Source organism: Pseudomonas flavescens (genome assembly GCF_013408425.1).
Taxonomy (GTDB): Bacteria; Pseudomonadota; Gammaproteobacteria; order Pseudomonadales; family Pseudomonadaceae; genus Aquipseudomonas; species Aquipseudomonas fulva_A.
The window spans coordinates 2,320,144-2,344,724 of the sequence record NZ_JACBYV010000001.1 but is presented as its reverse complement, the minus strand read 5'-3'; the positions used below and the strand labels follow the sequence as shown (position 1 = coordinate 2,344,724).

Below are 24,581 nucleotides of genomic sequence, written 5' to 3'. Positions count from 1 at the left end.
CCGCGCCCGCGATTCGCGCGCATGGCGCGCTCCCACAATCGTTGTTGGTGCTCACGCCAGCAGGGTGGGGCACGCCTCACCGAGGCACCAGAGCACTCAACGCCGGTGCTGGCTGGATTCGCCTCGCAAGCTGCGTATCTGCAACCCAGTGTGGGAGCGGGCCGCGCCCGCGATTCGCGCGCATGGCGCGCTCCCACAGTCGTTGTTGGTGCTCACGCCAGCAGGGTGGGGCACGCCTCACCTAGGCACCAGAGCACTCAACGCCGATGCTGGCTGGATTCGCCTCGCAAGCTGAGTATCTGCAACCCAGTGTGGGAGCGGGCCGCGCCCGCGATTCGCGCGCATGGCGCGCTCCCACAGTTGTTGTTGGTGCCGACGCCAGTAGGTGGGGCGCGCCTCACCGAGGCACCAGAGCAATCAACGCCGATGCTGGCTGGATTCGCCTCGCAAGCTGCGTATCTGCAACCCAGTGTGGGAGCGGGCCGCGCCCGCGATTCGCGCGCATGGCGCGCTCCCACAGTCGTTGTTGGTGCTCACGCCAGCAGGGTGGGGCACGCCTCACCTAGGCACCAGAGCACTCAACGCCGATGCTGGCTGGATTCGCCTCGCAAGCTGAGTATCTGCAACCCAGTGTGGGAGCGGGCCGCGCCCGCGATTCGCGCGCATGGCGCGCTCCCACAGTTGTTGTTGGTGCCGACGCCAGTAGGTGGGGCGCGCCTCACCGAGGCACCAGAGCAATCAACGCCGATGCTGGCTGTGCCGTTACCACTCGACCACGATCTTGCCGAAATGGCTGCCGCTTTCCTGCAGACGAAAGGCATCCGCGAGGTTCTCGAGGGCGAAGCTGCGGTCGAGAATCGGGCGCACGCCGGCGCGTTCCAGGGCGCGGATGTAATCCTGCTGGTGGCGGCGGCTGCCGACGATCAACCCCTGCAGGCGCACCTGCTTGGCCATCAGTACCGAGGTCGGCACTTCGCCCTGACGCCCGGTCAGCACGCCGATCAGGGCGATATGGCCGCCCACGCGCACGGCGCTGATCGATTGCGCCAGGGTGCCCGGGCCGCCGACTTCGACGACCTGATCGACGCCACGCCCATCGGTCAGCTCCAGCACCCGCTTGCCCCATTCCGGGGTCTGTCGGTAGTTGATGGTGTGATCGGCACCCAGCTTGCGCAGGCGCTCGAGTTTTTCGTCGGACGAGGAGGTGGCAATCACCGCTGCGCCCATCATCCTGGCGATCTGCAGGGCGGCGATGGACACGCCGCCGCTGCCCAGTATCAGCACGCTGTCACCGGCTTTGAGCCCACCATCGACGACCAGTGCCCGCCACGCGGTCAGTCCGGCGGTAGTGATGGTCGCCGCTTCGGCATGGCTCCAGCCGCGCGGCGCATGGGTGAAGGCCGAGGCGGCGCGCACCGCGTACTGGGTGGCGAACCCGTCGATGCCGTCGCCCGGCGTGCCGGCGAAGTTGCTGACCGGGGCGAACACGTCGCCGTCCGGCCATTGTGGGAAAAAGCCGGAAACCACGTGGTCGCCGACCTGAAATTCACTGACCCCGTCGCCCACGGCTTCGACCACGCCGGCACCGTCGGACATCAGCACCCGGCCGTCTGCCGTGGGAATGCTGCCATTGGCCACCAGCAGGTCGTGAAAATTCAGCGAGCTGGCGTGGAGGGCCACGCGAATCTGGCTTGGTCCCGGTTGGCCGGTATCGGCGATGTCGGTCACCTCGATCTTGTCCAGGCCTCCGGGGCTGCGAACGACGACGGCTTTCATGGGGTGCTCCTCTATGGTGGGTGTGGGCTTTGGCCAGCGCGGCGACGCTGGCGAACGACTGCGGCAGGGAATCACCGCGCTTCTCTCTCGACCACCCTCGCTACTGAGCGTTCCACTACACCTGAGCGTCCAAGACCAGTAAACTGCACGGCCCATTTCCGCAGCGCACCGCGCTATGCCCCGGCGACGCCATCGGGCAGTGCCATGCTTCGCTGAAACGGCTCCCATTTCGTACCCAGTCCGCCCTTTGCGAGGGCGACTACTGAAGGACAGTGACATGACCGATAACATCGTCGTGGCTGCGCTCTACAAGTTCGTCTCCCTGCCGGACTACGAGGCGCTGCGCCAACCCTTGCTCGATACCCTGGTCGCCAATGGCATCAAGGGCACCCTGCTGCTTGCCGAAGAGGGCATCAACGGTACCGTTTCCGGTAGCCGTCAAGGCATCGATGGCCTGTTCGCCTGGTTCGCCCTCGACCCGCGTCTGGCCGATGTCGACCACAAGGAGTCCTACTGCGCCGAGCAGCCTTTCTATCGCACCAAGGTGAAGCTGAAGAAGGAAATCGTCACCCTGGGCGTACCGGGCGTCGATCCCAATCAGCGCGTCGGCACCTACGTCGAGCCCCGGGATTGGAACGCGCTGATCGCCGACCCTGAGGTATTGCTGATCGACACCCGCAACGATTACGAAGTGTCCATCGGCACCTTCGAAGGCGCCATCGACCCGCAGACCAAGTCCTTCCGCGAGTTTCCGGCGTACATTCGCGAGCACTTCGACCCCAGCAAGCACAAGAAGGTGGCGATGTTCTGTACCGGCGGCATCCGCTGCGAGAAGGCCTCCAGCTACATGCTCAACGAAGGCTTCGAGGAGGTTTACCACCTCAAGGGCGGCATCCTCAAATACCTGGAAGAAGTGCCCCAGGAAGAAACCCGCTGGCAGGGCGACTGCTTCGTCTTCGACAACCGCGTCACCGTACGCCACGACCTCAGCGAAGGCGACTACGACCAGTGCCACGCCTGCCGTACCCCGATCTCGATCGAGGACCGCTCCTCCGAATATTTCAGCCCGGGGGTGAGCTGCCCGCACTGCTGGGACACGCTGCCGGAGAAGACCCGCGAGGGAGCCCGTGAGCGCCAGCGTCAGATCGAACTGGCGAAAGTGCGCAATCAGCCCCATCCTCTGGGCAACAATCCCCGCCAAAAACACGAGGCCTGAGGATGCATGCGCGCCTGCTCTACGTGATGGACCCACTGTGCTCCTGGTGCTGGGGCTTCGCACCGGTGCTCGAAGCGCTGGCCGCTCAGGCCGCCGAGCGCGGCGTGCCGGTGGAGCTGGTGCTCGGCGGCCTGCGCCGTGATCAGGTGGCCATCGATGCCGCTGCGCGGGTGCGTTACCTGGGCTACTGGCAGGCGGTCAACGCCAGCACCGGTCAGCTGTTCAACTTCGATGCCGGGCTGCCCGAGGGCATGCGCTACGACACCGAGGCGGCGTGCCGGGCGGTGGTCACCGTGCGCGGCCTCGACCCGCAGAGCGCCTGGCCGATGGCGCGGCGCATTCAGCAGGCGTTCTATCAGGAAGGCGCGGACGTGACCCAGGCACTCACCCTGGTGCGCCTGGCCGAAGAGGTCGGTATCCCGCGTATCGAGTTCGCCGAGGCCTTCGACAGCGAAGAACAGCACAGGGCCACGGCCGCGGATTTCAGCTGGGTGCAGGATCTCGGTATCGCCGGCTTCCCGACCCTGCTGGCCGAGAAGGGCGGGCGCCTGGCATTGCTCACCAACGGCTACCAGCCACTCGATGCGCTCTCGCCGCTGCTCGCGCGCTGGCTGGAGCACGCCATCGATGGTTGATCGCCTGAGCTGGGCGGAAATCCGTCGCCTGGCCTTGCGCCACAAGCGTGGGCTGATCCTGGCCAACCTGGTCGCCGTGCTGGCGACCCTGTGCAGTGTGCCGATCCCTTTGCTGCTGCCGTTGCTGGTCGACGAAGTGCTGCTGGGTGACGGCAACTCCGCGCTCAAGGTGATGGACAACTTCCTGCCTGCAGGTTGGCAGAGCGCAGTCGGCTACATCCTGCTGATGCTGGCGCTGACCTTCTTGCTGCGCGGCGGCGCGCTGATCTTCAACGTGGTGCAGGCGCGGCTGTTCGCGCGGCTCTCCAAAGACATCGTCTATCGCATCCGCATCCGTTTGATCGAGCGCCTCAAGCGGATCTCCCTGGCCGAGTACGAAAGCCTTGGGGGCGGTACCGTGACCACTCACCTGGTCACCGATCTCGACACCCTCGACAAATTCATCGGCGAAACCCTGAGCCGCTTTCTGGTCGGCGTGCTGACCCTGGCCGGTACATCGGGAATTCTGCTGTGGATGCACTGGAAGCTGGCGCTGCTGATCCTGCTGTTCAATCCTCTGGTGATCTACGCCACGGTGCAGCTGGGCAAGCGCGTCAAGCACCTGAAAAAGCTCGAGAACGACAGCACCTCGCGCTTCACTCAGGCGCTGACTGAAACCCTCGACTCGATCCAGGAAGTGCGCGCCGGCAATCGCCAGGGCTACTTTCTTGGCCGCCTGGGCGGGCGTGCCCGTGAAGTGCGCGACTATGCCGTCGCCTCGCAGTGGAAGACCGACGCCTCGAACCGTGCCAGCGGTCTGCTGTTCCAGTTCGGCATCGATGTGTTCCGGGCGGCGGCGATGCTCACCGTGCTGTTCTCCGACCTGTCCATCGGCCAGATGCTCGCGGTGTTCAGTTACCTGTGGTTCATGATCGGCCCGGTCGAGCAGCTACTGAGCCTGCAGTACGCCTTCTATGCCGCCGGTGGGGCGCTGACCCGCATCAACGAATTGCTCGGGCGTCGTGACGAACCGGACTATGTCGGCGGCGCCGATCCGTTCAAGGGCCGCGAAACCGTCGGTATCGATATTCGGGACCTGACCTTCTCCTATGGCGAGGAACCGGTGCTGACGGGGCTCAACCTGTCCATCGCACCCGGTGAAAAGGTCGCCATCGTCGGTGCCAGTGGCGGCGGTAAAAGCACCCTGGTGCAACTGCTGCTGGGCCTCTACACGCCTCAGGCGGGTGTCATCCGTTTTGGCGGCAGCAGCCAGGAAGAGATCGGTCTGCCGGCCATTCGCGAGCACGTGGCGGTGGTGCTGCAGCATCCCGCACTATTCAACGACTCCGTACGCGCCAACCTGTGCATGGGCCGCGACCGCAGCGACGACGCCTGCTGGCAGGCACTGAGCATCGCCCAGCTGGCGCAGACCATCCGCCAGTTGCCGCAAGGCCTGGATACTGTGGTCGGTCGCTCCGGCGTGCGCCTATCCGGTGGCCAGCGGCAGCGCCTGGCGATCGCCCGGATGGTGCTCGCCGAGCCGAAGGTGGTGATACTCGACGAGGCCACATCGGCCCTGGACGCCGCGACCGAATACGCCCTGCACGAAGCCCTGGCGCAGTTCCTCAGCGGTCGCACCACGCTGATCATCGCCCACCGCCTGAGTGCGGTGAAACAGGCTGACCGCGTGCTGGTCTTCGATGGCGGCAGCGTCGCCGAAGACGGCGACCACCGCCAACTGATCGCCGAAGGCGGCCTGTACGCCAAGCTCTACGGCAATCTGCAGCACTAGGCGGGTTCACGCCACTATCGGTTTGAACCACGAATTCGCCCGCAAGCGGGCTCCTACGGATATCGACGTGCCTGCTGCTGGGGCGGTGTTGACTCGGATGGCGTAGGAGCCCGCTTGCGGGCGATGGATAGCGGCCATACCGCAGCATCGCGTCAGCCAAACGATTCGCCCGCAAGCGGGCTCCTACGGATTATCGAGGTGCCTGCTGCTGGGGCGGTGTTGACTCGGATGGTGTAGGAGCCCGCTTGCGGGCGATGGATAGCGGCCATACCGCAGCATCGCGTCGGCCAAACGATTCGCCCGCAAGCGGGCTCCTACGGATATCGAGGTGCCTGCTGGTAGGGCGGTGTTGACCCCGATCGCGTAGGAGCCCGCTTGCGGGCGATGGATAGCGGCCATACCGCAGCATCTCGTCAGCCACACGATTCGCCCGCAAGCGGGCGCCTACGGATATCGAGGTGCCTGCTGGTAGGGCGGTGTGACCCCAATCGTGTAGGAGCCCGCTTGCGGGCGATGGATAGCGGCCATACCGCAGCATCGCGTCAGCCACACGATTCGCCCGCAAGCGGGCTCCTACGGATATCGAGGTGCCTGCTGCTGGGGCGGTGTTGACTCGGATGGTGTAGGAGCCCGCTTGCGGGCGATGGATAGCGGTCACACCGCAGCATCGCGTCAGCCACACGATTCGCCCGCAAGCGGGCTCCTACAGATTATCGAGGTGCCTGCTGCTGGGGCGGTGTTGACTCGGATGGTGTAGGAGCCCGCTTGCGGGCGATGGATAGCGGTCACACCGCAGCATCGCGTCAGCCACACGATTCGCCCGCAAGCGGGCTCCTACAGATTATCGAGGTGCCTGCTGCTGGGGCGGTGTTGACTCGGATGGTGTAGGAGCCCGCTTGCGGGCGATGGATAGCGGTCACACCGCAGCATCGCGTCGGCCAAACGATTCGCCCGCAAGCGGGCTCCTATGGATGCCGAGATGCCTACGTAGGAGCTGACGTGTGGGCGATGGGTGACTGTGCCGCAATCCCGTGCAGAGGCCGCCTGCACATCGCTACGCGAGCCTTTGCTTCGCTTGGTGAGGTCGCTGTCTCAAGGTTTCTGCTGGAGGCCTTCGAGCAATGCCTTGTGGAAGCGCTCCGGCTCCTGAATCTGCGGTGAATGGCCGAGATCCGCAAAGGTCACCAGGGTCGCATCGGGAATACGTTTAGCGGTCGCCGGACCCAGTGCCTTGTAGTCGCCGAGTTTGCTGCGCATCGCTTCAGGCGCTGCGTCCTTGCCGACCGCGGTGTTGTCCTTTTCGCCGATCAGTAGCAGCACTGGCATTTTCAGGTTGGCGAATTCGTAGACCACCGGCTGGGTGTAGACCATGTCGTAGGTCAGCGCCGAGTTCCATGCCACGATTTCCTTGCCATCGCCCTTGAACATGCCTGCCTGCATATCTACCCAGCGGTCGAACTCGGGGCGCCACTGACCCGCGTAGTAGGTGTTCTTCTGGTAGTTGCGGCTGGCTTCTGCAGTGGTCTTCAGTTCGCGCTGGTACCACTGATCCACGCTCAGGTAGGGAACGCCAAGGGTCTTCCAGTCTTCCAGGCCGATCGGGTTGACCATCGCCAATTGCTCGACCTGTTCGGGGTAGAGCAGGGCATAACGGGTGGCGAGCATGCCGCCCATGGAGTGACCCATGACCGTCACGCGCTCGATCTTCAACTGTTCCAGCAGCGCATGGGTGTTGCTGGCCAGTTGCTGAAAGCTGTACTGGTAATGAGCCGGCTTGCTGGACTTGCAGAAGCCCACCTGGTCCGGCACCACCACACGGTAACCGGCCTCGCTCAGCGCTGCGATGCTGCCTTCCCAGGTTGCGCCGCAGAAATTCTTGCCGTGCATCAGCACGATGGTTCGGCCATTGGCTTTCTTCGGTTGCACGTCCATGTAGGCCATCTGCAGCGAGCTGCCCTGGGACTCGAAGGTGAATCGCTTGATTTCATGTGGGTAATCGAAACCTTGCAGTTCGGGGCCGTAACTGGGCGTTTCGGTAGCCAGGGCTGGCAGGCTGCCAGCGATCAGCAGGGTGGCGAGGGCAATGCGCACGGGGAATGCTCCAGACGTTGGGGGAGCAAAGACTGACAGCAATGCATGGCTGGCATTGCCGGCAAGTGTTTACAAAACCTGTCCGAGTGGCGGGTTTCAGCCCAGTTCGCGAACGTAGTGCAGCATATCCGGGGCACCAGCCTGGCACAGGCCTTCGCCCAGTGCGGAGGCTTGGGGGGAATGCTTGGGCAACAGCAGAAATTCCGGCGAGCCCGGGGTGCGCAATAGGCTCAGGCGGGCGTAGGGCACGTCGTGATCCATCAGCAGTTGCATGAAAGCGGCATCGCTCCAGGCGGCGCAGGGCATGGCCAGGGCATGGTAATGCTGATCCAGATCATGCAGGCCTTGCGCGCTGACGCGGTATCGGGTGATGTCCGCCGGCAGGCTGATTTCCAGCCCACGCAGCCGCGCATAGGCCACGGCGCTCGCGAATGCCTGCGGGTGTGACTCCCCGGCCCAGAACAGCCGCTCACCGCGCCATTCGGCCTGGAGGAGATCGAGGCGCTGATTGGGGAAGCCGGGCAGCGCCTGACCGAGCGTCTTGAGGAAATCCCGATAGCTGATGATGCGGATTTTTCGGCAGGCGTCGCTGGCTGCATAGTCTTCGAAGCTGGCGTGTCGCTCATCGCAATGAACCAGACTGTCTACCTTGCGCAGGTCGAGCTGCTCGATCTGCCGGTGCTCGACCTCGATGAGATGGGTCAGCGCAGCATGAGCGTCTGCCTTGTCTTCCTGCACGGGGCCGGACAGTGCGCTACGCGGTAGATCCTTGAGGCGATGCAGCGGCGGGCCGCCAAGCCAGGAGATATTGTCGGTGAAGGTGGGAATCGCGGCGAACGGCAGGCACAGCTGGCTGGCGCGTTCGAAGATCGGCCTGCTGCCACGGCCGAGCAAACCCACACGCTGAGCCAGGGCGGTCAGGCGTGAGGTAATGGGGCTGGGCTGTTCAGGCAGGCTCATGGCAACTCGCGTACGTCTGTATGCCCGAGGCAGTGTGGCAGAGCTGGCACCGCAATGCCAAGCGCCAGTGCACGTGGCTGGCGGCCTTGTGGCAGAATCCGTTCATTCATTTGCAAGGAGCCTCCATGCCCAGCCTGGTTCTGGATATCGCGTTATCGGCAGAACGTCTGCGGGTGGTCTATCAGGGGCGGGCCAATCGCATCCAGGCCCTCAGCCGTGATGGCCGGCGGGTGAGCATTCCGTCCCATCATTTCCGGCCATTTCTGACCCATGAGGGCATCTATGGTTCCTTCGAGCTGCAATTCAACGAGGAAGGCGAGTTGCTCAGTCTGCGCCGCCTGCCTTAGGCCTCGCTAGGCGGGGCGTTGGGCGGCTATAATTCGCGCCTTTCGATTTCGCCACTGACGAGCTGAGCCTGCCCATGTACAACCTGGCCCGCGAGCTGCTGTTCAAACTGTCCCCGGAAACCTCCCACGAGCTGTCCATCGACCTGATCGGTGCAGCCGGCCGGCTGGGCCTCGCCGGACGTCTGTGCAAGGCGCCGAGCAGCCTGCCGGTTACGGTGATGGGCCTGCAGTTCCCCAACCCGGTTGGCCTGGCCGCAGGGCTGGACAAGAATGGCGATGCCATCGACGGTTTCGCGCAGCTGGGCTTCGGCTTCGTTGAAATCGGCACTGTCACGCCGCGTCCGCAGCCAGGCAATCCCAAACCTCGACTGTTTCGCCTGCCCGAAGCCGAAGCGATCATCAACCGCATGGGGTTCAACAACCACGGCGTCGATCACCTGCTCGCCCGCGTGCAGGCTGCCAAGTTCCGCGGTGTACTGGGGATCAACATCGGCAAGAACTTCGATACCCCGGTCGAGCGAGCGGTAGACGATTACCTGATCTGCCTGGACAAGGTCTATGCCCACGCCAGTTACATCACGGTCAACGTCAGTTCGCCGAACACGCCGGGGCTGCGTAGCCTGCAGTTCGGCGATTCGCTCAAGCAGCTGCTCGATGCCCTGCACAAGCGCCAGAACGAGCTGGCCCTGAGCCAGGGTCGTCGCGTCCCCCTGGCGATCAAGATCGCCCCGGACATGACCGATGAGGAGACCGTTCAGGTTGCCGCTGCGCTGCTGGAAAGCGGTATGGATGCCGTCATCGCCACCAACACCACGCTGAGTCGTGAGGGGGTCGAGAACCTGGCGTTCGCCAACGAGGCGGGTGGCCTGTCGGGTGCGCCGGTACGCGACAAGAGCACTCACACGGTCAGCGTGTTGGCGGGGGAGCTGGGTGGGCGTCTGCCGATCATCGCTGCTGGCGGTGTCACCGAAGGTCGCCATGCCGCAGAGAAGATCGCGGCGGGTGCGAGCCTGGTGCAGATCTATTCCGGGTTCATCTACAAAGGGCCGGCACTGATTCGCGAGGCGGTGGATGCAATTGCCGCGGCGCGCCGCTGAGAAGGGGAAATAAAAAGGGCTCCCTCAAGGGAGCCCCTGGGCTCTCGCCCGCCGCTCGGATGGAGCGTGCTTGGTGAAGTCGGTAGGTCCCTGGTTTAGCCGACAGCTCGAAGTTCGTTGAGTCGATGGATACCGGCGGTGCCGGTCAAACCGTCCCAGTTGTCACCGCGGCCTTCACGCCAGCCATTGAGCCAGGCCTGACGCACGGACGGAAGAGTGAAAGGACAAAGCTCGCGGGATTTACCACTGATGCCGTACTGATAGCCGCGCAGAAAAGCTTTTTCTAAAGGATCACGCTTAAGTCTTCTCATAGGGTGTTGCCCTCACTTGTTGACTGTTTATGTCCCATAGACCTCTGGGAGGTCAGGCAGAAGGTTCTGCCGTGGAGTTCGCTGCCGGCGTCGCGAGCCTCCTGTGCCACCGTCATTGCGACGATGGCCTGGGTAGATTTCTATCGAATGCATGAACCCGTGTGAATGATCGATTTGTCATAAGGACGTAACGGTTTTGCGGGTGAGGCCATAAGGTCGGCGTATTTTTCTGCCGCTCTTGAGCGAAAGTCCCGCTAGCTGGGGCTTTGCGCATTGCTTGCTGGTGTTTTGCCATCGTGAATGGCTATCGATTACACCTGCTATTTATTCCGACGAAGGGTCGCTTTGCGACTTTTTGTCACTTATTTTGGTTGTGCCTTCTGTTGCGCCCAACCCATTACTGCCTTCGGGCACTGGATCTCTGATGTCGGACGATAACGAACTCTTCCTCACGTGCCCCAAGGGGCTCGAAGGCCTGTTGCTGGAGGAAGCCAAGGCGCTGGGCCTGGAGCAGGCCCGTGAGCACACCTCGGCCATTCGTGGCGTAGCCAGCATGGAGACGGCCTATCGCCTGTGCCTGTGGTCACGCCTGGCCAACCGGGTGCTGCTGGTGCTGGCGCGTTTTCCGGTGCGCGATGCGGAGACCCTGTATCAGGGAGTACTCGATGTCGATTGGTTCGAACACCTGGAGCCGAGCGGTAGCCTGGCTGTCGAGTTCAGCGGCAATGGCTCGGGCATCGACAACACCCACTTCGGCGCCCTGAAGGTCAAGGACGCCATCGTCGACAAGCTGCGTCAGGCCGATGGCACCCGGCCGTCGGTGGACAAGGTCAATCCGGATCTGCGCGTGCACCTGCGCCTGGATCGTGGCGAAGCGATCCTGTCGCTGGATCTGTCCGGCCACAGTCTTCACCAGCGTGGTTATCGCCTGCAGCAGGGTGCTGCGCCGCTGAAGGAAAACCTCGCGGCCGCGGTGCTGATCCGCGCTGGCTGGCCACGTATCGCCGCTGAAGGCGGCGCCCTGGCCGACCCGATGTGCGGTGTGGGCACCTTTCTGGTCGAGGCCGCGATGATCGCTGCCGATATCGCGCCGAACCTGACCCGCGAACAATGGGGCTTCAGCAACTGGCTCGGCCATGTGCCAGCCACCTGGAACCGCTTGCGCGTTGAAGCCGAAGAGCGTGCCGCTGCCGGCCTGGCCAAGCCACCGCTGTGGATTCGTGGCTACGAAGCCGATCCGCGACTGATTCAGCCTGCCCGCAACAACATCGACCGGGCTGGGCTGAGTGACTGGATCAAGGTTTATCAGGGCGAAGTGGCGACCTTCGAGCCGCGCCCTGACCAGAATCAGAAAGGCCTGGTGATCAGCAACCCACCCTACGGCGAGCGCCTGGGTGACGAAGCGAGCCTGCTGTACCTCTACCAGAACCTTGGCGAGCGCCTGCGTCAGGCCTGCATGGGTTGGGAAGCGGCGGTATTCACCGGTGCGCCCGATCTGGGCAAGCGGATGGGCATCCGTAGCCACAAGCAGTATGCGTTCTGGAACGGCGCGTTGCCCTGCAAGCTGCTGCTGATCAAGGTTCAGCCCGAGCAGTTCGTCACCGGCGAACGTCGCACTCCCGAGCAGCGCGAGCGCGAGCGCGAACGAGAGCAGAGCGAGCTGCAGGCCGAAGAACCGAAACTCAACCGCAACGGCAACCCGATCAAGCCGGCACCGGCTCCCGTGGAGCAGGCGCGCCTGAGCGAAGGTGGACAGATGTTCGCCAACCGTCTGCAGAAGAATCTCAAGCAGCTCGGCAAGTGGGCGCGCCGCGAGGGCGTCGACTGCTACCGTCTGTACGATGCCGATATGCCCGAGTACGCCCTCGCTATCGACCTCTATCACGACTGGGTGCACGTGCAGGAGTATGCCGCGCCACGTTCCATAGATCCGGAAAAGGCCCAGGCCCGTCTGTTCGATGCGCTGGCCGCCATTCCCCAGGCGCTGGGCATCGACAAGAGCAAGGTGGTGATCAAGCGCCGCGAGCGGCAGAGCGGTACCAAGCAGTACGAGCGCCAGGCCGCTCAGGGCCAGTTCATGGAGGTGAAGGAGGGCGGTATCAAGCTGCTGGTCAACCTGACCGACTATCTGGATACCGGGCTGTTTCTCGACCACCGTCCCTTGCGCCTGCGCATCCAGAAGGAGGCCGCGGGCAAGCGCTTCCTTAACCTGTTCTGCTACACCGCCACGGCCAGCGTGCATGCGGCAAAGGGTGGTGCGCGCAGCACCACCAGCGTCGATCTGTCGAAGACCTATCTGGACTGGGCGCGGCGCAACCTGTCGCTCAACGGTTTTTCCGACAAGAACCGCCTGGAGCAGGGCGATGTGATGAGCTGGCTGGCCGATGACCGCGGCGAGTACGACCTGATCTTCATCGATCCGCCGACCTTCTCGAACTCCAAGCGCATGGAAGGGGTGTTCGACGTCCAGCGTGATCATGTGCAGCTGCTGGATCTGGCGATGGCGCGTCTGGCCCCGGCTGGGGTTTTGTACTTCTCCAACAACTTCCGCAAGTTCCTGCTCGACGAGCAGTTGCCATCGCGTTATCAGGTGGAAGAAATCAGCGCAGCGACCCTCGATCCGGACTTCGCCCGTAACGCCAAGATCCACCGCGCGTGGAAGTTGACGGCCAAGTAACCAACGGACCGTAGCTCGGGTCGAGCGCAGCGATACCCAGGGCGTTCTCCCGGGTGTCGCTGCGACGTCATGCTTTTATCTGGCAGCGCTCTTCGGCTGCTTGTAGAGGTCGAGCAGCACCTGATCGAGAATCACCGAAGCGCCCCAGGGTTTTGGGTCGTTGAGGATCGCCACCACGGCCCAGCTGTTGCCATTGCTGTCGCGGCTGAAGCCGGCGATGGCGCGCACGTTGTTCAGGGTGCCGGTCTTGATGTGCGCCTGGCCGGCCATCGGCGTGTTACGCAGGCGTTTGCGCATGGTGCCGTCCAGCGCGACGATCGGCATCGAGCTTATGAATTCGGCGGCATAAGGGCTCTTCCAGGCAGCCTCCAGAATACGGCCCATTTCTCGCGCGCTCAGGCGCTCCGCCCGGGACAGCCCGGAGCCGTTCTCCATTACCAACTGCGGCGCGGTAATGCCCTTGCGGGCCAACCAGGCGCGAATCACCCGCTGCGCAGCGTGGGCGTCGTCGACGTCCGCATTGGTGCGATTCTGCGCGCCGATGCTGAGGAACAGCTGCCGGGCCATGGTGTTGTTGCTGTACTTGTTGATGTCGCGGATGATTTCCACCAGATCCGGGGAAAAGGCTCGCGCCAGCAGGCTCGCGCTCTTCGGCACATCGGCTTGGCGGTTCTTGCCCATGATGCTGCCGCCCAGTTCCTGGAAGATGGCGCGCACGGCACCCGCTGCATAGCCGGGATGGTCGAGTAGCGACAGGTAGGTCTGGGCGCTGCAGCCATCGGTCAACTGGCCGGTGACGATCACCCGGGTGCCGTCGAACTCCTTGACCGGGTTGTAGCGCACGTCCGGCCAGGCGGGGCATTTGCCAGCCTTGAGCACCTTGACCTGATTATCCAGCGTCAACCCCGCCAGCGGTGGCTCGGCAGCGACAGTGACCTTGCCATTTTCGGCGCGGGCGATGAAGCGCAGCGCCTTGAGGTTGACCAGCAGCGAGTCGGGGGTGACCAGATAGGGCTTGTTGGCATCGCCGCCGTCGTCGTCGAAGGCGGGCAGGTCCGGTTGCGAGAAATAGCTGCGATCGAGCACCAGGTCGCCAGTCACCTGACGCACGCCATTGGCCCTCAGATCGCGCAGCAGCAGCCAGAGCTTTTCCATGTTCAGCTTGGGGTCACCGCCCCCCTTGAGGTACAGGTTGCCGTTGAGTACGCCGTCCTTGAGCTGGCCGTCGGTATAGAACTCGGTCTTCCACTGATAGGTCGGGCCGAGCAGTTCCAGTGCGGCGAAGGTGGTCAGCAGCTTCATGGTCGAAGCCGGATTCACCGACACATCGGCATTGAAGATGGTGCCGTTGCCTGGGCCAGTGAGCGGCAGGGTGACCACCGACAACGATTGCTGGCCGATCTTGTTGGCCTTGAGGCTCTTGGCCACGCTTTCCGGGAGGTTGGCGCTGGTCGCCGCATGGGCGGGCAGGGCAGTGGGCAGTACGAGGCAGGCGAGGGCCAGAGGGCGGAGGATGCGCAGCCTCCGGACGACGGGTACAACGGAAAATCGCATTACGAGCTCCCACAGCGGTTTGGGACAATGCCGCGCATTATGCCCCATGGCTGCGCTATCAGGGCTGCAATCGCCGGGTTTTTCATCAGCTGACGGGCATCGTGGCCGTGAAGCTGGTAGAGTGCCGCGCGTTATCACTCTGAAGGATTTTTACCCATGGCTACCAATCGTTCCCGTCGTCTGCGCAAGAAACTCTGTGTCGACGAATTCCAGGAGCTGGGTTTCGAACTGAACCTGAACTTCAAGGAAGACCTGAGCGACGAAGCCGTCGACGCCTTTCTCGATGCCTTCCTGAGCGACGCCATGACTGCCAACGGCCTTGGCTATGTGGGCGGTGACGACTACGGCCTGGTGTGCCTGTCCAAGCGCGGCTCGGTCAGCGAAGAGCAGCGCGCCGCTGTCGAAGCCTGGCTGAAGGGGCGTTCGGAACTGGTCGATTTCAGCGTCAGCCCGCTGCTCGACGTCTGGTATCCGGAAAACGAGATCAACTCGGCTTCCTGATTCCTGCAAGGGCCTCGTTCGAGGCCCTTCTCATTTGCGCAGGACGATGACGGTCTAGACAACCTGAGCCGGCGCAGCAGCCTTCATCCAGCTCCGCTCTCGGGCTCTTCGGCCTGACGACTTTCCAGATGCCGCGCGGTAATCGCTGCCACGGCTTCACTGAATGCCACGCATTGTTCATGACGGATGCCGCGATGGCCGTCCAGCAGCTCGCCTTGAAGCAGCACGAAGAGGCCGAGCAGCTTGCCCTGTCGATCACGCAAGGCAATGGCCAGTACGTTCACACGCGGTGTCCCGAGCGCATTGAGCAGCGGCTGAAGATCGCCGGCCTTGTCGAAGCCCAGTGACAGTGCTGCGGTGCCCTGATCCAGAGCCTGGGCCAGCCAGACCGGCGAATCGCCGCCATCCAGCGGCTGGGTCTGCAGGTCGCTGACGCGCAGCCTGTCACCACTGTGTTCCAACTCCAGCGTTTGCGCTCGCAGGCGCCCATCCTCGACCAGATAGACGATGCCAGCCTGGGCATCGATGGCCTGCAGGGTCTGCCGGGTTATCCATTTCAGCAGCGCCTGAACGCTCGGTTGATGTCCCAGTTCGGCGATGATCTGCTGGTAATGGATGAGGGCCCGATTCATCCGGGCCATGGCCTGGGCCAGGCAATCCACTTCCAGTACCGAGGAGCGTATGCCGCCTGCCGCGGCGAAGTCGAAACGCCCCATGGCTTCGGTTTGATCCTGCAGGGCGGCCAGCGGACGGGTGATGCAACGCGACACCAGCCAGGCGATCGGCAGACACAGCAGCAGGGTGGTCAGGGTAATCAGCGCGCCTTGCCAGCGGATCCGGTAGGCGTCGGCGAGCAGTTCGTCCTCGGGCACCAGCAGTGCCAGGTACAGGCCATCGGGCCCACCTTCGCTGACGTGGCTGCGTGAGACCACCCAGCGGCGCTTGTTCAGCGTCTCGATACCCTGCTGGTTGTGTCCCGGAGCCAGTTCGTCCAGCGTGCCGGCCAGCTCCGGTAGCAGCTCGGTCACTGGCCGCAGTCGTGGCTCGGGCGTGTGGTTGAGCAGGCGCTGGCTATCGGGATAGGCCACGGCCAGGCCTCGGGCATCGAACAGCACCACTTCGCTATTGGGAGTGACCTTGTGCTTGATCAGGGTGGCGGAGAGATCTTCCAGGGTCAGATCCGCGGCAATTACCGCCTCCTCACCGGCGGCATTGGCGAGGGTGGTGCCGATCGCGCCCGAGGAGAAGAATACGTAGGGCGTGGTGGTGACGCTGCCTTTCTGACTGCGGGCACGGCTGTACCACTCGCGCATGCGCGGGTCGTAATCCTGACTGCCCAACGTGCGCCTCTCCAGCAGATTCAGCGCGTCGTCGAAGAACAGATACTCGCCGATTCTGCCAGCATCGTGCTGCTCGACCGACCAGATTTGCAGGGATGCACCGTCAGGCGCCTGGAACTGTCGCTGGATGGCTCGGGTACGCAGGGCTCGAACCATGAAAAAGTCGCCGCTGCGGTAACCGAGATACAGCGAAGCCAGCTTGGGATTGTCACGCAGGGCCTGGGCGAAGGGGGCGAGCAGCGTCATGCGCGTTTGCAGGTCATCACTGCGAGCGCCTTGCGCGTAGGCCAGTACACCGAGCAGATGCCGAATGGGCTGGTAGGTGGCACTGATATCGCGGTGCACATCCTGCTGGATGTGTTCGAACAGGGTCGCGCTGCTGGAAAAGATGATCGCGGTGGTCTGGCGGTAGTTGAACAGGCCCAGTGCGCCGCCGGCGAGCAGCAGCATGAGCATGAACAGCACGCTGATGTGGACGTGCAGGGGTAATCTGCGTTCTGCGGGGCGGAAACTGCCGGGCATCGCGCCTCGCTCCATGGTTGCGCTATTAACTGGCCAGCATAGTCAAGCGTTCAGGATCCTGTCGACTCATGTGAATGCGCTGGGTCGTTATTGCCGACTGGTCGCCGTTTTGCTTCGGCTCGATTGTCCAGCCATTGCCGCAGGCCATGCATCAGCAGGGCGATGAACAGCGCCAGCAGGATGCCGAGGGTGACGTTGAACAGGCGTACCTGTGGCAGGTGCCAGTCCCTGGCCAGGCTCTCCGCGAGCAGCACGAAGCACACCGTGGTCTGCAGCACGAACAGACCGTAGTTGTGGGCCTGCAGCGCACGACTGAGGGTGATCAGCGGCAGCATGATGGCCACCATCAGCGGTGGGCTCTGCAGGCTGTTGCCGAACAGGATCAGCAGCCCGGCAGCGCTCAGGCTGGCCATGCTCGCCTGCAGGGCGCGCACCAGGCTCCCCCTGAACTCCAGCTGCAGCGTGGTGACCACCGCGAGGGTCAGCCAGTAGCCGCGCTGCAGGTGCGCGAGGTTGACGATCAGACCAGCCAGCGATACCGCCAGCGTGCAGCCCGTGGCGTACAACCACCATTGCTGGCGCGACTGGCGACGTGCGTGGCGGCGCAGCACCTTGAGCAGGCTCACCAGGCGCGGCATGTACGGCCACATGCGCAGGCCGTGGACGCCGCGCAGGCCGAACGCCAGGAGCATCACCCAGAGCCCGCCGAGAATGAACAGCATGGCGATGGCGTAGGGATTGTTCAGGCTGCTGCTGCCGTATTGGCCTTGCCCCAGGCACAGGCACACGGTGAGGCCGATACCCAGCTTGCCCGCCTCGGTGCCGTAACGCTGCAGCCAGGCCAGCAGCAGGCCGAAGGCGGCGAACAGCGACAGGCTGATCAGTGGGTGCGTGGCCGACCAGAAACCCAGCCCGGCGCTGCAGGCGCCCAGCCCGGTGAGCAGTAGCATGCGCAGCATGCCGAAGCGATGCAGCGGATTGGCCTGGGCAGCCTGAAAGGCGCCGACCGAGGCCCACAGGAAGCCAGGATGAGCGCTGAACAGCCCCAGCAGCAACGGCAGCGCACAGCCCAGGCCCGCCACCACGGCCGGCCCCCAGGCGGGTGGCCCGGCGTGCCAGCTGAACAGCTGTCGCAATACCTGGCGCATGCTCAGACCGGGCTCGAGCGACCGGTCATTTCGCGCGCCATTTCGGTGGCGTAGCTATCGGTCATGCCGGCAATGAAGTCGATCATCCGCAGGAAGGAGCGGTACAGAGGCCAGTGCGGATCTGGCGCGTTGTGGCCAAGCAGGTCGAGGATGCGCCGGTTCTTGAACGACGGCGTGCGCCCGCCATGTTGTTCCAGCGCCGCGCCGCAGAAGGCGTTGAGGAGGATTTCCAGGGTGGTGTAGGCGCCGATCTCGTGGAGCGTCTTGCGTTTGTCCTGAAAGATCTTCTCCCGGGCCATGGCCTTGGCAGCTTGCACGCAGTTCTTGGCCGGGCCGTGCATGTGCTCGACCAGATCGCCTTCCAGAGTGCCGGCCAGCAGTGCCGACTGCTGTTCGACGAAGGCGTGGGCCGCCGAGTTGGTGAGGTGCTCGATGGCCTTGCCGCGCAGGATCGCCAGCTTGCGGCGGCGTGAGTCGTGGGGCCCCAGCTGGCGATAGGTTTCCGGCAGATCATCGCCGACCAGATCGAGCAGCAGCGACTCCACTTCGGCGTAGTCGAGCAGCTCCATTTCCAGGCCGTCTTCGAGGTCGATCAGGCCGTAGCAGATGTCGTCTGCCGCCTCCATCAAGTAGACCAGAGGATGACGCGCCCAGCGCTGTTCCTCGAGTTGCGGCAGGCCGAGCTTGCTGGCGATCTGTTCGAGCAATGGCAGCTCGCTCTGGTAGCAGCCGAACTTGTGCTTCTTGTAACCCAGGGCTTCCGCATGGCGGGACGTCCAGGGGTACTTGAGGTAAGCGCCGAGGGTCGCGTAGGTCAGCCGTGTGCCGCCGTCGAACTGGTGGTACTCCAGTTGAGTGAGCACCCGAAAGCCCTGGGCGTTACCCTCGAAACTGAGGAAGTCGCCGCGTTCGGCATCGCTCATGGCGTCCAGCCAGCCCCGTCCGGCCGCCTGTTGGAACCAGTGGCGAATGGCGTCTTCGCCGGAATGACCGAACGGCGGGTTGCCAATGTCGTGAGCCAGGCAGGACGACTGCACCACCATGCCCAGGTCGCTCGGCTCGCACCAGGAGGGCAGTTCGCTGCGCAGTATCTCGCCGACGCGCATGCCCAGGGAGCGGCCGACGCAGCTGACCTCCAGCGAGTGGGTCAGCCGCGTGTGGATGTGGTCGTTGCTGGACACCGGGTGCACCTGGGTCTTGCGGCCCAGGCGCCGAAAGGCACCGGAGAAGATGATCCGGTCATGGTCCTTGTGGAAGGGGCTGCGGCCCAGCTCGTCGGCGCTGGGCGACGGTTTGCCGAGTCGTTCACGGGTAAGCAGGGTTTGCCAGTCCAAGCGTGCTTCCTTTGCCGGAGACGACGGCGCGGCCTTCGTCGGTCAGGTGCATGCGCTTTGCCGAAGGCTGCGCGCACGCGAATTGTCCGTTAGCTTCCCTGTTCGCTGGAGCAACTGCAAGGCCGCATCCACTAAAGTCCATGGGCATCGATATCGACCAGCAACAGACGATTGCCGTTGTCGATGAACTGCCCGGCCGTGAGGCAGTACTGGTTGCTGGTCGCATCGCGATAGGTGCTGGACAGAATCAGCCTGCGTTCTTCCCAGCCCTCGGCCAGCAACTGGTAGAAATATGGCCGCCACGACCAGTTGTGGCCGATGTATCGGTCATCGGCCTGCCAGGCGCCGTCGCGCCATTCCAGGTTGGGCGTCGTCTGGGTGCCATGCCGGTCACACTGGTACAGGCGTAGCAGCCAGGGGTAGGCGAGCGGTGCGGCGAGCGTCGTTGGCGAATCGCTTTCCAGATTGTCCTTGAGGGCGGCGAACAGCTCGGCGAGTTGCCGGCGCAGGCTCATCAGGCGCGCGCGTTCGGCCAGCTTCTGTTGAACGTAGCCGTCGCGCAGCAAGGCGAAACGCTCGACGAACGCATCGTTCTCGAAGAATCCCGGTTCGGGTCGTGCGAACAGATAGCCCTGGACATAGCGAGCCCCGCATTCCAGAGCGAAGTCCAGCTCGGCGTTGGTCTCCACGCCTTCGGCGATGATCCAGCAACCGGTTTTCTCGGCCATCATCGCCAGTGCCTTGACCACCTCGCCACTGGGACCGCCGCGGGCCGCTTCCTGGAACAGGCGCATGTCCAGCTTGAGGATATCGGGCCGCAAGGCCAGTACCCGGTCTAGCTGCGAGTAGCCGGCTCCGAAATCGTCGATGGCGATACGCGCTCCGGCTTCCCGATAGCGGGCCACCACCCCAGGCAGGCGCTGGCTCGCGCCGCCCAGTTCGGTGATCTCGAACACCACGCGCCTGGGATCGATGCCGCTGCGTTCGAGTTGCCGCAGGCTCGGTAGCGCCTGATCGGGCCGCAGGCGGCTGATCCAGCGTGGCGATATGTTCAGGCTCAGGAACCATTGCGACGGGGCGTCATGAAAACGCATCAACGCCTGTTCGCGTACCTGCCGGTCGAGGCGGCGCAGGGCGGTTGGCGGTGTCTTGGGATCGGCGAACAGCGGCCCTGCCGAGTGCAGGCGACCTTCTGCGTCACGCAGCCGGGCCAGCGCTTCGACACCGGCAATCTGGCCGGTAGCCGTATCGATGAAGGGTTGGAAGACGGCGAGCGGTTGACCGTCGAGCACCGAGCACATCCTTAGCGAAGGGAAAGGTAATGCCGAGAAATATCCGGCTCATACCCATGACACTAGCAAGAATGTGGCCAGCATCAGACCTGATCGGGCTCTTTTGCTGGCTTTTTGCCTTCAGGCCCCGCAGGGCGTTTTCTCAGGTTGGGGAACGCCTCCAGGGCCATGCGCAGCCAGCGCCGCCATTGACCCCCGCGCATGCCGAGCAGGGTCAATGCGAAGGCGCCGCCAGTGATCCAGATTGGTGCATTGCTGCCCTTGAGTTCCTGGCGCCAGTGGTTACCGAAGTCCTTGGCTTTCTGCAGGGGCTGCAAGATGACCATGGTTTCGTGGCGAATTTCCTGGCGATGCATTTCCAGGCGCAGGCGCAGCATGGTTTTGCGCAGTTCCTGGGTGGAGGCTTTGTCGCGTGCACGGGTCATGGCAGCAGTTGCTCCCGGTCGCGGGCCAGCTCTTCGAGGCTGGCGCTGAATGGAGCGGGGGCGTTGCGCATGCGCTGGACGAGGCTCGCTGCACAGGCAAGCAGGCCCAGGGTGTAGAAGAGGCAGAGCAGGGAAATCACCAGAATGCGATGGCTTTCCCAAAACGCGATCAGCAGCGCGGCAGACAGGCCGATGATCAGCAGCAGCCCGAACAAGATGCACAGGCCGGTCAGGATCAGCAGGGTGACGGTACGCGCCTGCTGCTCCTTGAACTCTTCGCTGAACAGTGCCACATGGCCGTGGATCAGCCCGAGCAGGGCACCGGCCAGACGCCGCGGCGAAGGGCCGCGGCTGGGAGGTGCTGCTGTCTGGCTGTCATCCATGTGCTGTCCTGATCAACGTCGGCTAATGAGCATGCCGATCAGTATACCAATGCCCGCGGCGATACCGATGGTCTGCCATGGATGGGTCTGCACATAGTCTTCGGTCGCGCCGACCGCAGCCTTGCCGCGCAGCACGACGTTCTCTTCGGTGTTCTTCAGCGTCGAGCGCGCACGGCCGAGGCTGTCACGGATCTGAGCGCGCAGCTCTTCGGCCTGATCGCCGACCAGGCTGGCCGAGTGTTGCAGCAGAACTTCGGTGTCGCGCACCAGAGCCTGAAATTCTTCGAGCAGCTCTTCTTTATTGGCAGGTGCAGCAGGGCGTGAAGGAAGTGGGCGGGCCATGGATCGTTCTCCTGTAGGTGTGATGCGGTGTAAGGGGTTCGAGTGGCTGCCATTGGCCAGGTTCAGTCTATCTGCGAATCGCCGGGAATGAAGCGGGCCTGAAAGGCATAAGCATTGCATTGGCGTGGTGCGTTCGTGCCTGAAATGCATGTTTCTGGTGCCTGTACTGCTAGGGAAGCAATTATCTGGTGCGTTCTTAACTAATTGATAATTAATGAATAAGCATTGAGTCGAGGGCATCGTTGAGCACCAGGATGGCGCTCGCTTTCAGCAGGAACCCGTGCGGGGCGATCAAATATGCCTCCTGGTGGTGCCTTCTGATGGCTGGATGTTCTTTTCTGGTGCATTTCTTTGCGGAGCCTCTGCCTCGATGGAAAACCTCAACAGTGCCGTGCAAACGCTGATTCACGGCTCCAATACATTGTTCATCCTGATCGGCGCGATCATGGTGCTGGCCATGCACGCCGGCTTCGCCTTTCTGGAAGTGGGCACGGTAAGGCAGAAGAATCAGGTCAACGCCTTGTCGAAGATCCTCTCCGACTTCGCGATCTCCGCCATGGCCTACTTCTTCGTCGGTTACTGGATCGCCTATGGCGTGACCTTTCTGCACCCCGCCAGCGTGCTGGTGGAAGGCAACGGTTACGCCTTGGTGAAGTTCTTCTTTCTACTGACCTTCGCTGCGGCGATTCCGGCGATCATTTCCGGTGGTATCGCCGAGCGCGCACGGTTCGGTCCGCAGCTCTGCGCCACGGCGCTGATCGTCGCCTTCGTCTATCCGTTCTTCGAAGGCATGATCTGGAACGGCAACTTCGGCTTGCAGAGCTGGCTGCAGGCGCAATTCGGCGCGCCATTCCACGACTTCGCCGGTTCGGTGGTGGTGCATGGCGTCGGTGGCTGGCTGGCATTCACCGCGGTGCTGCTGCTCGGTCGCCGGGATGGCCGTTACCGCGATGGCCGTCTGGTCGCCATGGCGCCGTCGAGCATTCCGTTCCTGGCGCTGGGTTCGTGGATCCTGATCATCGGCTGGTTCGGTTTCAACGTGATGAGTGCCCAGACCCTGGGCAGTATCAGTGGGCTGGTCGCGGTGAATACCCTGATGGCCATGGTCGGCGGCACCCTGGCGGCGCTGATCGTCGGTCGCAACGACCCGGGCTTCCTGCATAACGGCCCGCTCGCCGGGCTGGTGGCCATCTGCGCAGGCTCCGACCTGATGCATCCGGTCGGCGCACTGGTCACTGGCGCCATTGCCGGTGCGCTGTTCGTCTGGGCGTTCACCGCGACCCAGGTGAAATGGAAGATCGACGACGTGCTCGGCGTCTGGCCGCTGCACGGTCTGTGCGGTGTCTGGGGCGGTATCGCCTGCGGCATTTTCGGTCAGCAGGCCTGGGGTGGCCTGGGTGGTGTCAGCCTGGTCAGCCAGTTGCTCGGCAGCGCAGTCGGGGTAGGGGTGGCGCTGGTCGGCGGTTTTCTGGTGTACGGCGTGCTTAAAGGGGCCGTAGGCATTCGCCTGAGCCAGGAGCAGGAGTATTACGGCGCGGACCTGTCGATACACAAAATCGGTGCGGTCAGCCAGGATTGAGGCGGTTGCCGGGTCGATCAGGTCCTCTGGTCGATTCGGCGTCTGCTCGCCCTAAACTTTTGCCGGAAGCTGCCGTCAACCTTGGACATGCTCCGTTTCGGTGACTTGCCATGACTGTTTCCCTTCCGCTGTCGACACCAACGACAGGCCGTTCGCCTCAGATCGGCGGCCAGACCACCATCCGCAATGCGGCCGACGCCCAGGTCGCGCTGTCCAACCGGCTCGCCGAGCGTCTCGGCCTGCCTGCCGGCTCGCTGACTGCCAAGCAGGATGATTTCTCCCCGGAGAAGGTGGCGGATCGCGTGCTCGGTTTCATCGAGCAGCGACTGAAGAGCGAAGCGGCTTCGGGGGCCAATCCGGAAAAGCTGCAGAAGCTGCTGGATCAGGCGCGCTCCGGCGTTGAGAAGGGGTTCGACGAGGCTCGCAAGATTCTCGACGGCATGGGCCTGCTCAAGGACAAGGTCGCCACCGATATAGATGATACCTTCCAGCGTATCCAGCAGGGTTTCGCCGGCCTCGACAAGCAGTACGGCGCAGCGCCGGCGACGGGTGGCAACACGGGTGTCGTGCCGACTTCGAGCGACCGTTTCGCAGCCGTGGCGGAAAGTTTCGAGCTGGATATCACCACCCGCGACGGTGACCGCCTGCGCGTATCGATCGCGCAGGCGTCCGCCGCATGGTCACGTACCGAGGGCTCCGGCAGTGAGTCCGGCAGCCTGCAGATCGGCGGTTGGCAGGTGCAGGTCGAGGGTGATCTGGACGATCAGGAAAAGGCCGCCCTGGAAAAGCTGTTCACCCAGGTCCAGGATCTTTCCAATTCCTTCTATTCCGGTGATGTGGCCGGTGCCTTCGATCGAGCGATGTCGCTGGAAATGGACGGCTCGCAGCTGGCCTCCATGTCGCTGAAACTGACCCAGACCAGTGTGCGTCAGGCCACCGACACCTACGGCTCGGTGGCCAGTCAGGGCGGGCAGCCTGCCAGCGCGGTGAATGGCGCGCTCAACGACTATGCGCAAGGCCTGCTCGACGCGTTGCGTAATGCCAATGATTGGGTCAGCGATGGCAAAGGCCTGTTGCAGGACCTGCTCAAGGGCGGGTTCTCGCTGGATGAGCGTTTTGATAGCGCACGGCTGGACAAGGCAGAGCAACTCAACGGTCGCTTGTTGGACGGTCTGCAGGGTCTGCTGAGCTCGACCCTTGCGCCGAAAGCGGACGACGGAGCCGCGAGCGCCTGATTGCCGGGGCGGGGTGGTAGACTGCCACCTTTCTCACCTTGGAGG

Annotated in this window: 21 protein-coding genes; 9 read left to right on the top strand and 12 right to left on the bottom strand. The window is 63.5% G+C overall.

Translation table 11 applies throughout. From position 1 onward, the window contains the following. Window positions 1-762 precede the first annotated feature (762 nt). Complete coding sequence (locus FHR27_RS10350; RefSeq protein ID WP_179538520.1) at window positions 763-1,776, bottom strand: zinc-dependent alcohol dehydrogenase family protein; 1,014 nt, start codon at window positions 1,774-1,776, stop codon at window positions 763-765. A gap of 277 nt (window positions 1,777-2,053) precedes the next feature. Between FHR27_RS10350 and trhO the strand changes: the two genes are divergently transcribed. Genes trhO through FHR27_RS10335 form a run of 3 tightly spaced genes read left to right on the top strand, consistent with a single transcriptional unit; the run spans window position 2,054 to window position 5,398 of the window. Beyond that, a complete protein-coding gene (gene trhO / locus FHR27_RS10345) occupies window positions 2,054-2,992 on the top strand; it encodes an oxygen-dependent tRNA uridine(34) hydroxylase TrhO (RefSeq protein WP_179538519.1) in 939 nt (312 codons plus the stop codon). A gap of 2 nt (window positions 2,993-2,994) precedes the next feature. Then, window positions 2,995-3,627 (top strand): DsbA family protein, encoded by a 633-nt coding sequence (locus tag FHR27_RS10340; protein ID WP_179538518.1) that lies wholly within the window; start codon window positions 2,995-2,997, stop codon window positions 3,625-3,627. After that, window positions 3,620-5,398, top strand: a complete 1,779-nt coding sequence (locus tag FHR27_RS10335; protein WP_042555715.1) for an ABC transporter ATP-binding protein — start codon at window positions 3,620-3,622, stop codon at window positions 5,396-5,398. The genes FHR27_RS10340 and FHR27_RS10335 overlap by 8 nt, the downstream gene beginning before the upstream one ends. 1,092 nt (window positions 5,399-6,490) lie before the next feature. On the opposite strand, the gene FHR27_RS10330 is transcribed toward FHR27_RS10335, so the two are convergent. After that, entirely contained in the window at window positions 6,491-7,489 is a 999-nt protein-coding gene (locus tag FHR27_RS10330; RefSeq protein WP_264650078.1) for an alpha/beta fold hydrolase, read from the bottom strand. 96 nt (window positions 7,490-7,585) lie between these two features. Then, on the bottom strand, window positions 7,586-8,449 hold the full coding sequence (locus tag FHR27_RS10325) for a DUF6685 family protein (RefSeq protein WP_042555717.1): 864 nt from the start codon (window positions 8,447-8,449) through the stop codon (window positions 7,586-7,588). Between the two features lie 125 nt (window positions 8,450-8,574). Between FHR27_RS10325 and FHR27_RS10320 the strand changes: the two genes are divergently transcribed. Further along, window positions 8,575-8,796: a DUF2835 domain-containing protein gene (locus FHR27_RS10320; RefSeq protein WP_042555839.1), complete on the top strand. Its 222-nt coding sequence runs from the start codon at window positions 8,575-8,577 to the stop codon at window positions 8,794-8,796. A gap of 74 nt (window positions 8,797-8,870) precedes the next feature. Further along, the gene (locus tag FHR27_RS10315; protein WP_179538517.1) at window positions 8,871-9,893 is read left to right on the top strand and encodes a quinone-dependent dihydroorotate dehydrogenase; all 1,023 of its coding nucleotides are present in this window, start codon (window positions 8,871-8,873) and stop codon (window positions 9,891-9,893) included. Window positions 9,894-9,988: 95 nt separating this feature from the next. On the opposite strand, the gene rmf is transcribed toward FHR27_RS10315, so the two are convergent. Beyond that, window positions 9,989-10,204: a ribosome modulation factor gene (gene rmf / locus FHR27_RS10310; RefSeq protein WP_073268316.1), complete on the bottom strand. Its 216-nt coding sequence runs from the start codon at window positions 10,202-10,204 to the stop codon at window positions 9,989-9,991. A 424-nt stretch (window positions 10,205-10,628) separates the two neighbouring features. Between rmf and rlmKL the strand changes: the two genes are divergently transcribed. Then, window positions 10,629-12,881, top strand: coding sequence for a bifunctional 23S rRNA (guanine(2069)-N(7))-methyltransferase RlmK/23S rRNA (guanine(2445)-N(2))-methyltransferase RlmL (gene rlmKL / locus FHR27_RS10305; protein ID WP_179538516.1), 2,253 nt, complete (start codon window positions 10,629-10,631; stop codon window positions 12,879-12,881). Window positions 12,882-12,956: 75 nt separating this feature from the next. On the opposite strand, the gene dacB is transcribed toward rlmKL, so the two are convergent. Next, window positions 12,957-14,435 (bottom strand): D-alanyl-D-alanine carboxypeptidase/D-alanyl-D-alanine endopeptidase, encoded by a 1,479-nt coding sequence (gene dacB, locus FHR27_RS10300; protein ID WP_042555720.1) that lies wholly within the window; start codon window positions 14,433-14,435, stop codon window positions 12,957-12,959. A gap of 156 nt (window positions 14,436-14,591) precedes the next feature. Here dacB and FHR27_RS10295 point away from each other — a divergent pair, with 156 nt between their 5' ends. Next, window positions 14,592-14,936, top strand: coding sequence for a YggL family protein (locus tag FHR27_RS10295; protein ID WP_042555721.1), 345 nt, complete (start codon window positions 14,592-14,594; stop codon window positions 14,934-14,936). Window positions 14,937-15,019: 83 nt separating this feature from the next. Here FHR27_RS10295 and FHR27_RS10290 read toward each other — a convergent pair whose 3' ends face one another. From FHR27_RS10290 to FHR27_RS10260, 7 genes are all read right to left on the bottom strand, one after another. Next, window positions 15,020-16,798: a cache domain-containing protein gene (locus FHR27_RS10290; RefSeq protein WP_179538515.1), complete on the bottom strand. Its 1,779-nt coding sequence runs from the start codon at window positions 16,796-16,798 to the stop codon at window positions 15,020-15,022. 50 nt (window positions 16,799-16,848) lie between these two features. Next, the gene (locus tag FHR27_RS10285; protein ID WP_042555722.1) at window positions 16,849-17,946 is read right to left on the bottom strand and encodes an FUSC family protein; all 1,098 of its coding nucleotides are present in this window, start codon (window positions 17,944-17,946) and stop codon (window positions 16,849-16,851) included. Between the two features lie 2 nt (window positions 17,947-17,948). Further along, window positions 17,949-19,280 (bottom strand): deoxyguanosinetriphosphate triphosphohydrolase, encoded by a 1,332-nt coding sequence (locus FHR27_RS10280; RefSeq protein ID WP_179538514.1) that lies wholly within the window; start codon window positions 19,278-19,280, stop codon window positions 17,949-17,951. Between the two features lie 131 nt (window positions 19,281-19,411). After that, complete coding sequence (locus FHR27_RS10275; protein WP_042555724.1) at window positions 19,412-20,572, bottom strand: EAL domain-containing protein; 1,161 nt, start codon at window positions 20,570-20,572, stop codon at window positions 19,412-19,414. An 83-nt stretch (window positions 20,573-20,655) separates the two neighbouring features. After that, complete coding sequence (locus tag FHR27_RS10270; RefSeq protein ID WP_042555725.1) at window positions 20,656-20,997, bottom strand: hypothetical protein; 342 nt, start codon at window positions 20,995-20,997, stop codon at window positions 20,656-20,658. Continuing rightward, window positions 20,994-21,380 (bottom strand): phage holin family protein, encoded by a 387-nt coding sequence (locus FHR27_RS10265; protein WP_179538513.1) that lies wholly within the window; start codon window positions 21,378-21,380, stop codon window positions 20,994-20,996. The genes FHR27_RS10270 and FHR27_RS10265 overlap by 4 nt, the downstream gene beginning before the upstream one ends. A 12-nt stretch (window positions 21,381-21,392) precedes the next feature. Continuing rightward, window positions 21,393-21,722 (bottom strand): DUF883 family protein, encoded by a 330-nt coding sequence (locus FHR27_RS10260; protein WP_042555727.1) that lies wholly within the window; start codon window positions 21,720-21,722, stop codon window positions 21,393-21,395. A 370-nt stretch (window positions 21,723-22,092) separates the two neighbouring features. Here FHR27_RS10260 and FHR27_RS10255 point away from each other — a divergent pair, with 370 nt between their 5' ends. Together FHR27_RS10255 and FHR27_RS10250 are read left to right on the top strand one after the other, a co-directional pair. After that, window positions 22,093-23,301, top strand: coding sequence for an ammonium transporter (locus FHR27_RS10255; protein WP_179538512.1), 1,209 nt, complete (start codon window positions 22,093-22,095; stop codon window positions 23,299-23,301). Window positions 23,302-23,411: 110 nt separating this feature from the next. Then, a complete protein-coding gene (locus tag FHR27_RS10250) occupies window positions 23,412-24,536 on the top strand; it encodes a DUF5610 domain-containing protein (protein WP_179538511.1) in 1,125 nt (374 codons plus the stop codon). Window positions 24,537-24,581 lie beyond the last annotated feature (45 nt).

Bases quoted from the DNA above. Each gene is read 5' to 3' on its own strand.
- FHR27_RS10350 (WP_179538520.1), bottom strand. From the start codon at position 1,776: ATGAAAGCCGTCGTCGTTCGCAGCCCCGGAGGCCTGGACAAGATCGAG.
- trhO (WP_179538519.1), top strand. From the start codon at position 2,054: ATGACCGATAACATCGTCGTGGCTGCGCTCTACAAGTTCGTCTCCCTG.
- FHR27_RS10340 (WP_179538518.1), top strand. From the start codon at position 2,995: ATGCATGCGCGCCTGCTCTACGTGATGGACCCACTGTGCTCCTGGTGC.
- FHR27_RS10335 (WP_042555715.1), top strand. From the start codon at position 3,620: ATGGTTGATCGCCTGAGCTGGGCGGAAATCCGTCGCCTGGCCTTGCGC.
- FHR27_RS10325 (WP_042555717.1), bottom strand. From the start codon at position 8,449: ATGAGCCTGCCTGAACAGCCCAGCCCCATTACCTCACGCCTGACCGCC.
- FHR27_RS10320 (WP_042555839.1), top strand. From the start codon at position 8,575: ATGCCCAGCCTGGTTCTGGATATCGCGTTATCGGCAGAACGTCTGCGG.
- FHR27_RS10315 (WP_179538517.1), top strand. From the start codon at position 8,871: ATGTACAACCTGGCCCGCGAGCTGCTGTTCAAACTGTCCCCGGAAACC.
- rmf (WP_073268316.1), bottom strand. From the start codon at position 10,204: ATGAGAAGACTTAAGCGTGATCCTTTAGAAAAAGCTTTTCTGCGCGGC.
- rlmKL (WP_179538516.1), top strand. From the start codon at position 10,629: ATGTCGGACGATAACGAACTCTTCCTCACGTGCCCCAAGGGGCTCGAA.
- dacB (WP_042555720.1), bottom strand. From the start codon at position 14,435: ATGCGATTTTCCGTTGTACCCGTCGTCCGGAGGCTGCGCATCCTCCGC.
- FHR27_RS10295 (WP_042555721.1), top strand. From the start codon at position 14,592: ATGGCTACCAATCGTTCCCGTCGTCTGCGCAAGAAACTCTGTGTCGAC.
- FHR27_RS10290 (WP_179538515.1), bottom strand. From the start codon at position 16,798: ATGCCCGGCAGTTTCCGCCCCGCAGAACGCAGATTACCCCTGCACGTC.
- FHR27_RS10285 (WP_042555722.1), bottom strand. From the start codon at position 17,946: ATGCGCCAGGTATTGCGACAGCTGTTCAGCTGGCACGCCGGGCCACCC.
- FHR27_RS10270 (WP_042555725.1), bottom strand. From the start codon at position 20,997: ATGACCCGTGCACGCGACAAAGCCTCCACCCAGGAACTGCGCAAAACC.
- FHR27_RS10265 (WP_179538513.1), bottom strand. From the start codon at position 21,380: ATGGATGACAGCCAGACAGCAGCACCTCCCAGCCGCGGCCCTTCGCCG.
- FHR27_RS10260 (WP_042555727.1), bottom strand. From the start codon at position 21,722: ATGGCCCGCCCACTTCCTTCACGCCCTGCTGCACCTGCCAATAAAGAA.
- FHR27_RS10255 (WP_179538512.1), top strand. From the start codon at position 22,093: ATGGAAAACCTCAACAGTGCCGTGCAAACGCTGATTCACGGCTCCAAT.
- FHR27_RS10250 (WP_179538511.1), top strand. From the start codon at position 23,412: ATGACTGTTTCCCTTCCGCTGTCGACACCAACGACAGGCCGTTCGCCT.